The organism is Corynebacterium sp. 11A, assembly GCF_008930935.1.
In the GTDB taxonomy this organism is placed as follows: Bacteria; Actinomycetota; Actinomycetes; order Mycobacteriales; family Mycobacteriaceae; genus Corynebacterium; species Corynebacterium megadyptis.
In genome coordinates, this window is sequence record NZ_PQMR01000012.1 from 1 (window position 1) to 13,471 (window position 13,471).

The window sequence follows — 13,471 nt, forward strand, 5'->3', positions numbered from 1 at the left end:
TGCCGCAGCTGATCGAAGAGATCACCAAACGTCGCGGCTAGAACATCCCTTTTACCCGCGCATGCCCCCCCCAAGTCAAGGACGCGGGTAAAAGGGATGTTCTAGCCGCGACGTTTGGTGATCTCTTCGATCAGCTGCGGCACCACCTCGTCGACATCGCCGACCACGCCGAAGTCCGCGATCTCGAAGATCGGGGCGTCTTCATCGCTATTGATCACCACGATGCGCTTGGAGGTCTGCATACCGGATTTATGCTGGATGGCACCGGAGAGACCAAGGCCGATATACAGATCCGGCGAGACAGTCACACCGGTTTGGCCGATCTGATAGTTGCCGTCGTAGAAGCCCTCGTCCACTGCGTCGCGGGTCGCCCCCACCGCACCGTCGAAAAGATCCGCCAGAGGCTCGGCCAGAGCCTTAAAGCCATCGGCAGAGGACAGACCACGCCCACCGGCCACCACCACAGGCGCCTGGGTGAGCTGCGGACGATCCCCACGCGCGGTGGGGATGAAGGAGTGGACCTGAGCATCCAGCGGCGAGGAGTCGGGCAGATCGATAGTGGCCAGCGCCCCAGCGGCCGGTACCGCGTCGGGAGTGATAGCGCCGCCGCGCAGCGCATAGATCGGGCTCTCGCCGCCCACAGCGGCTGTCACCGAGTACTGGTCGCCGAAGATAGACTGCGATGCGGTGCCATCGGGGTTGATCGCCACCACATCGTTGAGCACGCCCGAGGTGACACGCGCCGCCAGCCGCCCGGCGATCTCAGATCCAGCTACCCCGGCTGCCACCACGATCGGGCCGGGCTGGCCCGCGGCGAGCATCGACAGGGCATCAACCTCGGGGATGATGAGCCGCTCGGTGACGGACTCCGACTCGGCAGCGATCACCATCTCCGCGCCCCACTGCCCCAGCTGGGCGGCAAAACCCTCGGCGGTACCGGGGGTGCCCACCACCACCGCCGAGACCTCGCCGAGCTGGCGGCCAGCGCTAATCAGCTCGGCCGTGACTGCGTCGAGCTCACCATTGGAATGCTTGACAAGTACGTACGTCATTGTTGTTCACTACGCCTTTCTGACTGCGCTTTAGAGCAGGCCCTCGGAGGACAGGTAATCGGCGATGGCCTTCGCGCCGTCACCGTTGTCGCGGACAATCTGGCCGGAGCCGCGCTCCGGACGCGGCGTGGCGGACTGCACCACTGTGGCGGAGTGGGCCACGCCCACCTGGGAGGGATCCACCCCGATAGCGGCTAGATCGATCCGCGTGATCTCGGCCTTCTTGGCAGCCATAATGCCCTTGAAGTTAGGAAAGCGCGGCTTCGCGGCGCGCTCACTGATGGAGACAACAGCTGGGTAGGAGGCACTCATTTCGTAGCTGCCCTGGTGGTCGGTGCGCGTAGCCTGCACGGTCCCTGCCTCCGGATCGGCGTCCACATCCGCCACCATGGTCAGCGCCGGGAGCTGGCGATACTCCGCCAGAATGCCCGGGATCATGCCCATCTGCCCATCAGAGGAGGCATTACCAGCAATAATGAGCGCCACATCGTCGATGGTGTTGATCGCGTTATGCAGCGCCCAGGCTGTTCCCATCGTGTCGGAGCCCGCCAGAGAATCGTCGACAAGCAATACCGCGTCATCGGCACCCATGGCGAGAGCCTTGCGCAGGCACTCCTCGGCGCCCTCGGGGCCCATGCTCAGCGCCACCACGCGGAAGCCGGCATCGGGGTGCGCCTCTTTGATGCGTAGTGCCTGTTCCACCGAGTACTCGTTGATCTCATCGATCACCTCATCCGCAGCCTCGCGATCGAGGGTGAAATCCTCCTCGAGCGACTTCGTGGACCACGTATCGGGTACGTGCTTGACCAGTGCAACCAATGCTGGCATGAGCTCGTTCAATCTCCTTCGGGCAGTATTTCAACACACTTTTGTTGTCTATTTGCTTAGCGGACACCATCGTAATGCTTCCGCGGATGGCAGACAAAGGCCATCGCGCCCCGATCGAGGCGGGCGATCACGCAGGCATAGGCCTGCGATCCACGCAGTTTCAGTTTTTTGCGTAAGACATCGGGATCCACATCCACCCCACGCACCAAAATTTCCAGGCTTCCCGCCGCGCGCCGCTTCATCACCTGCCGCAGCTGCTTCAATGGCACGGCCTCAAGCACCTCGAAGCCGCTCGCGCCCGGCGGGATCTGCTCACCAGTGAGATAGGCAATGTGCTCATTCAGCATCCACAGCCCATGACGCTGGGCATAGGCGCGCACCAGCCCCGCCCGCACCACGGCCCCATCGGGGTCGATGATATAGCGGCCCACCTCGCCCACGGGCGCCTCCGGCGGCTCCTCGGCGCTGGTGTAGAGATCCACCGTGCCCGCCTCATCAATCACCCAGGCCTCGCGGCCGCTCGCGCCGAGCTGCTCGGAATAGAGACAGGTTTCTTTGACCGCCCCCGCCACGCTCGCCACGGTTACTAGCCCCGGCCATTCTGCGTAGTCGATACCCGGGGCGCACTTCACCACCACAGGGGTATCCGGATAGGCCGCCAGAAGATCCGGCAGCGGCGGCACCAGATCCTGCACCTTGGTGATGCGCCGCCCGCCAGCCCGGCGCGCCGGATCCGCCAGCACCACATCGGCGTCGGGCGCCACCGGGGCGAGGGCATCGGCGCGCACGCACCACCCCTGCGCCAGGTTGTGGGCCGCCATGGCCACCCGCGCCGGATCGAGATCCGAACCGAGATAGCGCAGCCCAGCCTGGGTGAGTTCGAGGCCCTCGCTGCCAATCGAGCAGGTGACATCAGTGACCAAGGCCTGATCTCCACACAGCGCCCGTAGCCGCTCGGCGCGGGCAGCCGCCACCTGCCACGGTGTGGCCTGTTGGGCGGATTCCTGGCACATCAGCAGCTCCTCGCTGCCGGAACGGAACTTCTGTACTGCGGACCTGCGAGCGCTCACCAGCTCAACGACGGCGCGACCATAGTCGCCGAATTCTGCGCGCGCAGCGGCGTGATCGGCAATCATGCTCGCCTTCGTACAGGCATGCTCCCGCGCCCAGTGCGCGACGGCGGGACCGTGGGATGCGAGAAAGTGCACCTCGCTCGGGCTCAAGGACATAGCCCTACAGTGTAGTTGCCGCCCTCACTGCTACTACGCATCAGAGATCACACGTCCGAAATAGCTGTTGCATTCCGGCTTATCGACGATCGGCTCCATGTCCACCTCTGGCAGCGTCGCACAGAGCGCGGCGACAGAATCCACGGCGCTGAGCACCCGCAGCTTCGACCAGGTCGGCAGCACGAGCTGTACCGTCCCCTCAGCCCACCGTGCAAGCAGCTCCTGGGGCCGATACCAGCCGGCCGTCGTGGTTTCCCCAGAGACCGCATCGGGTCGCTGTTCGCGCGGCGCGACCACCACGAAAGAAAAAGCGTCGAAGCTGCGCGCGGCGCCTGGAGGGCCGATCCAACGGGCAAAGGGGTGCAGCAGCGAGGACGCTATCTGCAGCTGCTGGGTGTGCAGGAAATCGCCGAAGCCGAGCTGCTTGGCCTCGAGCGCGAGGCGTTGCTGATGAAACCTGTCCGCCCGCCGCAGCAGCTCCTGCGTGCCGTCGAAGGCAATGAGCGTGCCGGTTTCTTCGAAGAGTTCGCGGACCGCGGCGGTCACAATCGCCGCGGCGTGGCTCGGCGCAACTCCGAGTCGGTGCGACCACTGCTCAGGCGACGGTCCCTGCCACAGCGCAGTGTGCATGGCGGAAGAAAGATAGTCGCCTCGGTCCACCCCTCCGCCGGGAAATACCGTGGCCGAGGGGAAGGTGGGCATGGAGTTCACTCGGTGCTGGGCATAGACCTCAAGACCGGCCTGTCCGTCGCGCACTAACACCACCGTGGCCGCCAGCCGCGGTGTGGGCGGAGTGTGGCCCGGCGGCAGCCGCAGGGCGGCCTGGGAGAGATCGCGGGCGGTGGGACGCTCCATCACTCTGCTGCGTAGTAGCCCTAGGAACGCGGGGCGCGGTGCGCCCCACCGGTGCGGGAGCGACGGGCGAAATAGCGGCCGTCGATGCGATCTAGGGTGATCTGCTGGTGGAAGGTGGTGGTGAGGTTCTCACTGGTGAGGACATCATCAATGAGACCCTGGGCGACGATGCCGCCCTCGTCGAGAAGCAGTGCATGGGTGAAACCGCGGGGGATCTCCTCCACGTGGTGGGTGATCATCACCGTGGCCGGCGCATCGGGGTCCATGGCGAGATCGCCGAGATAGCCCACGAGGTCCTCTCGGCCGCCGAGGTCCAGGCCTGCGCCCGGTTCGTCGAGAAGCAACAGCTCGGGATTGGTCATCAAGGCGCGGGCGATGAGCACCCGCTTCTTCTCGCCCTCGCTGAGCGTTCCCCAGGTGCGATCCCGCAGATGCAGGGCGCCCACCTGCTCGAGGGTGTCGATGGCGTGCTCGAAGTCCATTTCCTCATAGGCCTCGCGCCAGCGGCCGAGAATGGCGTAGCCGGCAGAGATCACCAGATCCGCCACCTTTTCATCCTCGGGGATGCGGGTGCCGATCGCCGAGGAGGTCATGCCGATCATGGTGCGCAGATCACGCATATCGGTCTTGCCCACTTGCTCGCCCATGAGAAAGGCCACGCCACTGGTGGGGAAGGCTTCTGCGGCGGCCAGGCGGAACAGGGTGGTCTTGCCCGCACCATTCGGGCCGATCACCACCCAGCGCTCGTCCAGCTCCACCTGCCAGGTGATATCGCCCAGGAGGGCGCGACCATCGCGCACGAAGGAAATATCGCGAAAATCGATCAGCAGGTCCGGATCCGTGGGGGCTACAGGCGAGGAACTCATAGCCTCCATCATGGCGGAAAAATGCAGTGCTGTGGGCGAGCCACACCCTGGCCTCCCCCTGCGGCGCCCTAGCTGCGCCCCAGCAGTGCTCCAGCGGCTGCGGTGGCGCGTGGCGGGATCGATTGAGCGCGGGGCGAGCACTGGTCACTATCACCTATAACTGTGGTCAAAATACCAAAAGCAGCACCCTGTAATTCCCCTTCTAAGCCAGTAGACTTGGGGTTCAACGTCGCATCGTCTATACAAAATCGTCTATATAAAACTGCCCCGCGCTCGAGCCCTTTTCAGGCCGCGCGGAGCGAGAGAAAGTGGTGTCTATTGTGACTGGCAGACTCGGTATTGATGACGTCCGCCCGTACATCTCAGGGAATCGTTGCCCCTCCAAGGCCGTCGTTGGTGAGGTCGTTCCCGTCTTCGCCCTCGTCTGGCGCGAGGGGCATGATGCTATTTCCGCCACCCTCAACGTTAAAGGACCCAAAGAGTCCTCCGTGGCTCCGAAGATGAAGCGCATCCCGATGAGCGCCGATGCCTTCGACCAGGACGAGCACCACGCGATCTTCGTGCCCGATGTGCCGGGCCAGTGGAGCTTCCGCGTGGACGCCTGGTCCGATCCCATGGCCACCTGGCGCCACGCGGTCACCGCGAAAATCCACGCCGGCCAGTCCGCGGCCGAGCTGGCCAACGATCTGGAGACCGGCGCCCAGCTATTCGAGCGCGCCGCCAAGAAAGCGCCGAAGACCTATCAGCAGCAGCTTCTCGACGTCGCCGCCACGCTGCGCTCCGACGCCGAGGTCCGCGCCCGCGTCGCGCCCGCACTCTCGAAGGACATCCTCGGCATCTTGGACCTGCACCCGCTGCGCGAGCTACTCACCCGCGGCCGCACCCACAAGGTCGAGGTCATGCGCCGCAAGGCACTGGTCAGCTCGTGGTATGAGCTCTTCCCTCGTTCCACCGGCGGCTGGGATGACTCCGGCGCCCCCGTGCACGGCACCTTCGCCAGCACCGCGGAGCAACTGCCGCGGATTAAGGCCATGGGCTTTGATACCGTCTACTTCCCGCCGATCCACCCCATCGGTGAGATCAACCGCAAGGGCCGCAACAACACCCTGGTGACCGAGCCGAACGATGTGGGCTCGCCCTGGGCCATCGGCTCCAGCGACGGCGGCCATGACGCCGTCCACCCCCAGCTCGGCACCCTCGAGGACTTCGATGCCCTCGTCGCCCGCGCCAAGGAACTGGACCTCGAAATCGCCCTCGACTTGGCGCTGCAATGCGCCCCCGATCACCCCTGGGCTAAGGATCATCCCGAGTGGTTTACCGTCCTGCCGGACGGCACCATCGCCTATGCGGAAAACCCGCCCAAGAAGTACCAGGACATCTACCCGCTCAACTTCGACAACGATCAACAGGGCATCTACGACGAAGTCCTGCGCGTGGTGAAGTTCTGGATTAAACGAGGCGTGACCACCTTCCGCGTAGACAACCCGCACACCAAGCCCACCAACTTCTGGGAGTGGCTCATCGCCACCGTGCATGAAACCAACCCCGAGGTGATCTTCCTCGCCGAGGCCTTCACCCGCCGCCCGCGCCTCTATGGCCTGGCCAAGGCAGGGTTCTCGCAGAGCTACACCTACTTCACCTGGCAGACCTCCAAGCAGGAACTCACCGAGTTCGGCCAAGAGATTGCCCGCATGGCCGATATCTCGCGGCCCAATCTCTTTGTCAATACTCCCGACATTCTCCACGCCTCCTTGCAGGAAGGCGGCCGCGGCGCCTTCGCTATCCGAGCCACCCTAGCCACCACCCTCTCCCCGCTGTGGGGCATGTATTCCGGCTTCGAGCTCTACGAAGGCGAGGCCGTGGCCCCTGGCAGCGAAGAGTATATGGACTCCGAGAAATACGAGCTGCGCCCCCGCGACTTCGAGGCCGCACTGCGCAATGGCGACTCCCTCGAGCCCTATATCACCACCCTCAACCGGATTCGCCACGAGCAGCCCGCCCTGCAGCAGCTGCGCTCCATCCACTTCCACGACATCGACTCCGACCAGATGATCGCCTACTCCAAGGTGGACGCTCTCACCGGGAACACCGTGCTGGTAATCGTCAATCTCGACCCGTGGAACGAGCACGCAGCGACCGTACACCTCAACATGGAGGCCATCGGCCAGGACTGGGATGCCGAGTTCGAGGTCACCGACCAGATCACCGGCAACCGCTACACCTGGAGCGCCGCCAACTACGTCAATCTCAAGCCTTGGGAGAACGTCGCGCACATCTTCGTGCTGCCCGACGTGCCCCCTGCCCGGCGCGAAGCACTGGCGTGGCGCACCATCGAGGACTACCGCCTCTAGTCCCACCGTCGGCACTGAGGGCTGGCAGCTGCGATGCCCAGCGCGGCACCGACTGCGGCGGGTAGCACTACGCATCAGAGTGCGGGTGGCAGCGTGACGGCGTCGATAAGCGGCTCGCGCCGCTGAGAACCGCCGCTTCTTAATGCCCCTCCCCCCTTCGTAGCATCCGCTCCACCCCAGCCCACAGCGCCGTGCGCCACCTTGCAAGGGCGCGTACCCACCGCCTATCCGGCCGCAGACACGATAGCTCTCAGACCGATCCGCTACACCGCGTACTCTTCTGCGTAGTAGCTCAGACACCCGACCATCCGACAGAAAGCTCACCCCATGCCCTTCGATCCTCACGATCCCACCCTCGGCATCCCCGACCACGACTTGCAGCGTCTGCGGTATTGCCAGCACCACGACCCCCATGCTTTCTACGGCTGGCACGCCACCCCGAGCGGCGCGGTGATCCGCACCCGCCAGCCCGGCGCGGAGAAGGTGGAGATCCTCACTGCTGATGGCGGCACCCACGAGGCGGTGCACACCACGGATGGCATTTTCGCCATGCTGCTCGAGTCCTCGGAGCCGATTGACTATCGCCTGCGCGTCACGTGGCCGGGGATGGATCCGATCACTGTCGCTGATGGCTACCACTTCCTGCCCACGCTCGGCGAGACGGACCTGTACCTGATTGGTGAGGGCCGTCATGAGCGGCTCTGGGAGGTGCTGGGCTCGCATGTGCGCACCATCGACACGGAGATGGGCCCGGTGGTCGGCACCTCCTTTGCGGTGTGGGCGCCGAACGCGATCGGTGTCGCTGTGGTGGGAAGTTTCTCCGGGTGGAACCCGGCCCAGTATCCGATGCGTTCGCTCGGCTCCTCGGGCGTGTGGGAGGTGTTTATCCCCAACGTCGGCGTGGGCGAGGTGTATAAATACGCCATCCAGACCAAGGAGGGCTACCGCCGCGATAAGGCCGATCCCATGGCTCGTCAGGCGGAGGTGCCTCCGGCGACGGGGTCGATCATCACCGAATCCACCTATGAGTGGAAAGACGATGCCTGGATCACCAAGCGGGCGCGCTCCAATGCTCAGACCGAGCCGATGAGCGTCTACGAGGTGCATCTCGGGTCGTGGAAGCAGGGGCGCACCTACGAGGATCTCGCCGTGGAACTGGTGGACTATGTCGATCACATGGGCTACACCCACGTGGAGTTCCTGCCGGTGGCGGAGCACCCCTTCGGCGGCTCGTGGGGCTATCAGGTCTCGGGCTACTACGCACCAACGTCGCGCTGGGGCACCCCCGATCAATTCCGTGCCCTCGTGGATGCCTTCCACGCCCGCGGTATCGGCGTGATCGTGGACTGGGTGCCGGCGCACTTCCCCAAGGATGAGTTCGCCCTCGCCCGCTTCGATGGCGAGGCTCTCTACGAGCACCCCGACTGGCGCCGCGGCGAGCAGCGAGATTGGGGCACCTATGTGTTCGACTTCGGCCGCACCGAGGTGCGCAACTTCCTCGTCGCCAATGCGCTGTATTGGTGCAAGGAGTTCCACATCGACGGTCTGCGCGTGGACGCGGTGGCCTCCATGCTGTATCTGGATTACTCCCGCGATGAGGGCGAGTGGCTGCCCAACCAGTTCGGCGGCCGGGAAAACCTCGAGGCCAAGCAGCTGCTGCAGGAAGTCAACGCCACCGTGGCCAGCACCTTCCCCGGCGTGCTCACCATTGCGGAGGAGTCCACCTCCTGGCCAGGCGTAACCGCCCCGACCTACAACGACGGCCTCGGCTTCTCCCTGAAGTGGAACATGGGCTGGATGAATGACACCCTCGAGTACTTTGCGCAGGACCCCATCCATCGCAGGTACCACCACAACGAGATCACTTTCTCGATGGTCTACGCCTACTCGGAGCGCTACGTGCTGCCCATCTCCCACGACGAGGTGGTGCACGGCAAGGGCACCCTGTGGACCCGGATGCCGGGCGATCCCTGGAACAAGGCCGCCGGCGTGCGCACCCTGCTCGCCTACATGTGGGCGCACCCAGGCAAGAACCTGCTCTTCCAGGGCCAGGAGTTTGCCCAGGTGCAGGAGTGGAATGAAAACCGCTCCATCGATTGGGGAAACATGGAGGGCTGGGAAGGCGAATACCATCGCGGCGTGCACCAGCTGGTGCGCGATCTCAACTCCAACTACAAGGAGCTACCGGCGCTCTATTCGCTCGATAGCGACCCCGCCGGTTTCCAGTGGGCCAAGTCCGACGACGCGGACAATAACATCCTCGCCTTCTACCGCACCGGCGACAAGGGCGAGAAGCTGCTCTGCGTATTCAACTTCGGTGGCTCCTCCCAGCAGGCCTATACCCTCGGCGTGCCGGAGGCCGGACGATGGTCGCTGCTCCTCAACACCGATGCCGGCGCCTATGAGGGCGCGGGCAACGATATCGGAAGCGGCTTCGATGCCACCGACAGCGCCTGGGATGGCTACCCCTACTCCACGACGCTGCACATCCCGGCGCTGTCCGCGCAGTGGTACCGGCTGGATAGCGAGCGCTAGTACAGCGCCGAGGCCAGCTTGCCCCGCGCCGCCAACACGCGCGGGTCAGTGGTCTCGTACATGCCAAAAAGCTCGATGAGGCGGTCCTTGAGGGCCGCCTTTTCCTCACCCTCGGCCTGGGTGATCGCCGCGATGAGCCCGTCGAAGGCCTCCTCCACACGCCCGTGCGCGATCAGTGCATCCGCTGCTGCGTAGTGCTTATCGACGGCACCCTGCGCCGCATCCCCCTCATCGTCCACGGCAGCCTCGCTTGCACGGGCACGCTGGATTACCTCGGCACGCTTAGACAGCTGCACCAGCTCCGGATCCTCCGGGCGTTCGGCCAGGGCCTCCTCGAGGATCGGCAGCGCCTGGTCGAGATCAGGCTCTGTGGCGTCAAGGAGACTACGCACCTGAGCGATACGCGGATCCTCCTCCGGCTCCTCGCCCGGCAATCCCTCGAGTTTGCCGGCGACAGCGCCCACCACGGCGGCGGTCCACTGCTGCAGCGCCTCCTCGGGCTGGCCGCCCTGAAAGTCGGTTATTGGTTGGCCTTGGGCGAGTGCCAGCACGGTCGGCAAGCCCTGCACGCCCAGCGCCTGGGCGAGCTGCGGGGTGCTATCGGCATCCAGATAGGCATAGATCCAGCTAATCTGCTCCTGCGTATTGGCGAGACGGCTCAACACGGTGTGCATCTCCACGGACTCGGGCGAGCGCTGGGTACCGATATGCACCACCACCGGCACCTGCATGGAGCGCTCCAGCACCTCGGACTTAATATTCTGCTCGGTGACATCCACCACCGGTACCACGGTCTGTCCGCCATCGCGGCTATGGGCGTTGCTCTTCGCCTCTGCGCGGGATTTCACCTCCCCCAGATCAATAGCTCCAGCAACAAATCGTTCAGGTGCATTCTCAGCCATGGTGCTCCTTAGTTCTGCGTAGTGTCGTCTACCGTGAGTTCGGCCGCATCCTCACTCAGGTGCTTTTCTAGCGATGCTACTTTGCCCTTCAACCGGTCGCTGTAGCCGGGCCGGATATCGGCCTTCAACACCAGCGACACCCGAGGACTCACCTCCATCACCGCCTCCGTGGCGCGCTTGACCACGTTCATCACCTCATCCCAGTCGCCCTCGACAAGGGTGAACATGGCATTGGTTTCACACGGCAGGCCGGAGGCACGCACAACGCGCACCGCCTCAGCAACAGCCTCGGACATCTCGGCGTCCGTCGTGGGAGTGACGGTAGGTGCTACAGAAAAGGCAATCAGCATGGGACACATCCTAGCTGTGCGTTTTCGGCCTCGCTGCAACCGGCAATGAGTGTGGTGGCAGCGGGCGGCGTCGATAAGCGACACGCGCTCGTGTTGTGTCACAGTGTGGTTTCTCTCAGTTGTCACGGCCATCTTCTGCCCCACAGCCGCTGCTAAGTGGCTTAAAGTGGGGAGCATGAGTAATGACATTTCTGGCATTGAGATTCCCCACGAGTACGTCGTCTGCTTGGACCACGTGGGTATCGCTGTTCCCGACTTCGACGCCGCCGTGGAGTTCTACCGCTCCGCATTCGGCTGGGTGAACCACCACGACGAAGTCAATGAAGAACAGGGCGTGCACGAGGCCATGATCGGCCCGAAGAACATGTCCGCCACCGACGGCATGATTCAGCTCCTCGCCCCGCTGAACGAGCAGTCCACCATCGCGAAGTTCATCGATAAGAAGGGCCCCGGCCTGCAGCAGATGTGTCTGCGCACCAACGACATGGACGCCCTCTGCGAGCACCTGCGCAACCAGGGCGTGCGCCTACTCTACGATGCACCGAAGCAGGGCACCGGCGGCGCCCGCATCAACTTCGTTCACCCGAAGGATGCCGGCGGCGTGCTCCTCGAGCTCACTGAGCCGGTGAAGTAACTCCCCCTCTCTTAAGGTGCGGCCCCTACCGCCGCGCCCAACATGCGCGGTGCCAATGACGACGATCAGCGGCACCGCGCATCGTGTCTTTAGGCCACGCCACAATGTGCGCCGTGCCCGCGTAGATCGGCCCCTGACAGCCCGGGCACACATAGTCCTTCACCGCGGATGGCCCGCCCATCTCGCGCACATAATAATCCCGACCGAAGCTATAGCTCGGCCCCTCCTCCACTCGGGTCCCCCAATAGCCGCTGCCATCGCGCGGCAACGGCCGCCGGGCATAGCGGCCCGTGGTGTTTCTGCGATTCCTCCGCGGCACGACACTTACCTCCCGTGTATCTGCGGTTGTTCCACTACCACTCTGCTGCGTAGTAGCACCGCCGCTTATCGACGCCGCCTACCCGCCTTTTCCCTGCTCAGAACAGGCGCAGCTCGTCGGATTCGAGCCCACGCAGCTCGTTATAGTCGAGGACTACGCAGGAGAACCCGCGATCTTCGGCAAGGGTGCGTGCCTGGGGTTTGATCTTCTGGGCGGCAAAGATGCCTCGTACCGGTTTCAGCAGCTCGTCGCGGTTAAGTAGTTCCACGTAGCGGGTGAGCTGTTCCACGCCATCGATTTCCCCGCGCCGCTTGATCTCGACCGCGACGGTCTGGCCTTTCTCGTCGCGGCAAAGAATATCCACCGGCCCGATCGCGGTGAAATACTCGCGGCGAATGAGGGTATAGCCAGGCCCCAAGGTGGTGATGTGTTCGGCCAAGAGCTCCTGCAGGTGCTGCTCCACCCCGTCTTTTTCCAAGCCTGGGTCCTCGCCGAGGTCGTATTCCAATTCGGAGTGAATGGCCTCGACTGTGATGCGTAGTTGCTCACCTTTGGAGTTTTCCACCACCCACAGCCGCACCCCAGCCTCGGCCTTGTCGGCATCGTCGATGGCCTGTTCGGTGAGCGTGCAGGGAGGTGTCATCCAGTTCAGCGGCTTATAGGCGCGGTCATCGGCGTGGATGGACACGGAGCCGTCGGCTTTGATCATCAACAGCCGGTCGGCGGTGGGAAGATGGGCCTCGAGCCGACCCACATAATCAACGGAACAACGAGCAATCACAAGACGCATTCTGACTACATTAACAGAGTCAGCGATGGGGCCAGAGCGCTATTGATGCCCCTGGCTTTCGCGAAAATACGAGCGTGCGGCCCGCAGATTGGTGCGCACGCGCTGCCGTGACGGCGCCGCTTCGATCCAGGCGGTCAGCGCCATCTCGCCGTGCGCGTCCAAGGCTACTTCGTAGTGCTGGCCGGCGATATCCAGCTCGAGGATGGAGAGGTTCGGCTCCATAAAAGAAGCCTCCCCCGTGGTGATCCGGCGCCGGGATACCACCTGGGTATCGGACCGACTGAACACCATATTCGGGGAAGGCAAAAGGGAGCGCACCTTGTAGTAATAGAGCACCATGCCGCGATAGCGGAGCATTCCGTGACGCCAGCCATGCACTCCTTCGGCGGGCAGCCGCCGCATAATCACGGGGGTGCCCTGGGATCGCAGCGTAAAAAATCGCCACAGAACGAGGAGGGCCGCCACTCCGGCTGCCGCAATAATCAGACTGGCGATCACTCGCACTTCCATTGCCACTCTCCCGCCGCGCATCAGGTACTCAGAGACTCGGAAATTATTCCCAGTGTACATCCATTGCAGATCATCTTCTTCATTATTACCTCTACCTGCGCTTTTCGACGCCATCGCGCTGGCATCTCCTCTGATGTCTGCTGAGAGACGCTGAGTGTGGCACGAGAGGCGCTTTAGCGAGATCCGTAGAGCACGAGAAAAAGGCGCCATCCCTGTCTGGGATAGCGCCTTTGTTCAGTAGCGTGTCAGC

13 protein-coding genes are annotated in these 13,471 nt (G+C 63.8%); 3 read left to right on the plus strand and 10 right to left on the minus strand.

What is annotated here, in order from left to right:
• Positions 1-101 precede the first annotated feature (101 nt).
• From GBB18_RS08725 to GBB18_RS08745, 5 genes are read right to left on the minus strand one after another with little or no spacing between them, the layout of a single operon-like run.
• Positions 102-1,052: an electron transfer flavoprotein subunit alpha/FixB family protein gene (locus GBB18_RS08725; RefSeq protein ID WP_151641418.1), complete on the minus strand. Its 951-nt coding sequence runs from the start codon at positions 1,050-1,052 to the stop codon at positions 102-104.
• A gap of 30 nt (positions 1,053-1,082) precedes the next feature.
• Positions 1,083-1,880, minus strand: a complete 798-nt coding sequence (locus GBB18_RS08730) for an electron transfer flavoprotein subunit beta/FixA family protein (RefSeq protein WP_151549044.1) — start codon at positions 1,878-1,880, stop codon at positions 1,083-1,085.
• Positions 1,881-1,936: 56 nt separating this feature from the next.
• A complete protein-coding gene (locus GBB18_RS08735; protein ID WP_151641419.1) occupies positions 1,937-3,109 on the minus strand; it encodes an SAM-dependent methyltransferase in 1,173 nt (390 codons plus the stop codon).
• Between the two features lie 33 nt (positions 3,110-3,142).
• A complete protein-coding gene (locus GBB18_RS08740) occupies positions 3,143-3,964 on the minus strand; it encodes an NUDIX hydrolase (RefSeq protein WP_151641420.1) in 822 nt (273 codons plus the stop codon).
• A 20-nt stretch (positions 3,965-3,984) separates the two neighbouring features.
• Positions 3,985-4,842 (minus strand): ABC transporter ATP-binding protein, encoded by an 858-nt coding sequence (locus GBB18_RS08745; RefSeq protein ID WP_151549047.1) that lies wholly within the window; start codon positions 4,840-4,842, stop codon positions 3,985-3,987.
• A 308-nt stretch (positions 4,843-5,150) separates the two neighbouring features.
• On the opposite strand from GBB18_RS08745, the gene GBB18_RS08750 reads away from it, so the two are divergent.
• Both GBB18_RS08750 and glgB read left to right on the plus strand, forming a co-directional pair.
• Positions 5,151-7,181 (plus strand): alpha-1,4-glucan--maltose-1-phosphate maltosyltransferase, encoded by a 2,031-nt coding sequence (locus GBB18_RS08750; RefSeq protein ID WP_151549048.1) that lies wholly within the window; start codon positions 5,151-5,153, stop codon positions 7,179-7,181.
• Positions 7,182-7,508: 327 nt separating this feature from the next.
• Positions 7,509-9,716 carry a 1,4-alpha-glucan branching protein GlgB gene (gene glgB, locus GBB18_RS08755; RefSeq protein WP_151641421.1) on the plus strand — a complete coding sequence of 736 codons (2,208 nt, stop codon included), beginning with the start codon at positions 7,509-7,511 and terminating at the stop codon, positions 9,714-9,716.
• Here glgB and GBB18_RS08760 read toward each other — a convergent pair.
• The gene (locus tag GBB18_RS08760; protein WP_151641422.1) at positions 9,713-10,618 is read right to left on the minus strand and encodes a tetratricopeptide repeat protein; all 906 of its coding nucleotides are present in this window, start codon (positions 10,616-10,618) and stop codon (positions 9,713-9,715) included. The two genes, glgB and GBB18_RS08760, sit on opposite strands and share 4 nt — an antisense overlap.
• A gap of 8 nt (positions 10,619-10,626) precedes the next feature.
• Positions 10,627-10,968 carry a thiamine-binding protein gene (locus GBB18_RS08765; protein ID WP_151641423.1) on the minus strand — a complete coding sequence of 114 codons (342 nt, stop codon included), beginning with the start codon at positions 10,966-10,968 and terminating at the stop codon, positions 10,627-10,629.
• A 175-nt stretch (positions 10,969-11,143) separates the two neighbouring features.
• Between GBB18_RS08765 and mce the strand changes: the two genes are divergently transcribed.
• Complete coding sequence (gene mce, locus GBB18_RS08770) at positions 11,144-11,602, plus strand: methylmalonyl-CoA epimerase (RefSeq protein WP_151529965.1); 459 nt, start codon at positions 11,144-11,146, stop codon at positions 11,600-11,602.
• Positions 11,603-11,627: 25 nt separating this feature from the next.
• Here the strand turns inward: mce and GBB18_RS10785 are convergent, their stop codons facing one another.
• The 3 genes from GBB18_RS10785 to GBB18_RS08785 form a co-directional block, all read right to left on the minus strand.
• Complete coding sequence (locus GBB18_RS10785; protein ID WP_192796161.1) at positions 11,628-11,921, minus strand: hypothetical protein; 294 nt, start codon at positions 11,919-11,921, stop codon at positions 11,628-11,630.
• Between the two features lie 97 nt (positions 11,922-12,018).
• Positions 12,019-12,711 carry an endonuclease NucS gene (gene nucS / locus GBB18_RS08780; protein ID WP_151529964.1) on the minus strand — a complete coding sequence of 231 codons (693 nt, stop codon included), beginning with the start codon at positions 12,709-12,711 and terminating at the stop codon, positions 12,019-12,021.
• A gap of 39 nt (positions 12,712-12,750) precedes the next feature.
• Positions 12,751-13,335, minus strand: a complete 585-nt coding sequence (locus GBB18_RS08785; RefSeq protein WP_225990269.1) for a DUF2550 domain-containing protein — start codon at positions 13,333-13,335, stop codon at positions 12,751-12,753.
• Positions 13,336-13,471 lie beyond the last annotated feature (136 nt).

Bases quoted from the DNA above. Each gene is read 5' to 3' on its own strand.
- GBB18_RS08725 (WP_151641418.1), bottom strand. From the start codon at position 1,052: ATGACGTACGTACTTGTCAAGCATTCCAATGGTGAGCTCGACGCAGTC.
- GBB18_RS08730 (WP_151549044.1), bottom strand. From the start codon at position 1,880: ATGCCAGCATTGGTTGCACTGGTCAAGCACGTACCCGATACGTGGTCC.
- GBB18_RS08735 (WP_151641419.1), bottom strand. From the start codon at position 3,109: ATGTCCTTGAGCCCGAGCGAGGTGCACTTTCTCGCATCCCACGGTCCC.
- GBB18_RS08740 (WP_151641420.1), bottom strand. From the start codon at position 3,964: ATGGAGCGTCCCACCGCCCGCGATCTCTCCCAGGCCGCCCTGCGGCTG.
- GBB18_RS08745 (WP_151549047.1), bottom strand. From the start codon at position 4,842: ATGATGGAGGCTATGAGTTCCTCGCCTGTAGCCCCCACGGATCCGGAC.
- glgB (WP_151641421.1), top strand. From the start codon at position 7,509: ATGCCCTTCGATCCTCACGATCCCACCCTCGGCATCCCCGACCACGAC.
- GBB18_RS08760 (WP_151641422.1), bottom strand. From the start codon at position 10,618: ATGGCTGAGAATGCACCTGAACGATTTGTTGCTGGAGCTATTGATCTG.
- GBB18_RS08765 (WP_151641423.1), bottom strand. From the start codon at position 10,968: ATGCTGATTGCCTTTTCTGTAGCACCTACCGTCACTCCCACGACGGAC.
- mce (WP_151529965.1), top strand. From the start codon at position 11,144: ATGAGTAATGACATTTCTGGCATTGAGATTCCCCACGAGTACGTCGTC.
- nucS (WP_151529964.1), bottom strand. From the start codon at position 12,711: ATGCGTCTTGTGATTGCTCGTTGTTCCGTTGATTATGTGGGTCGGCTC.
- GBB18_RS08785 (WP_225990269.1), bottom strand. From the start codon at position 13,335: ATGGCGTCGAAAAGCGCAGGTAGAGGTAATAATGAAGAAGATGATCTG.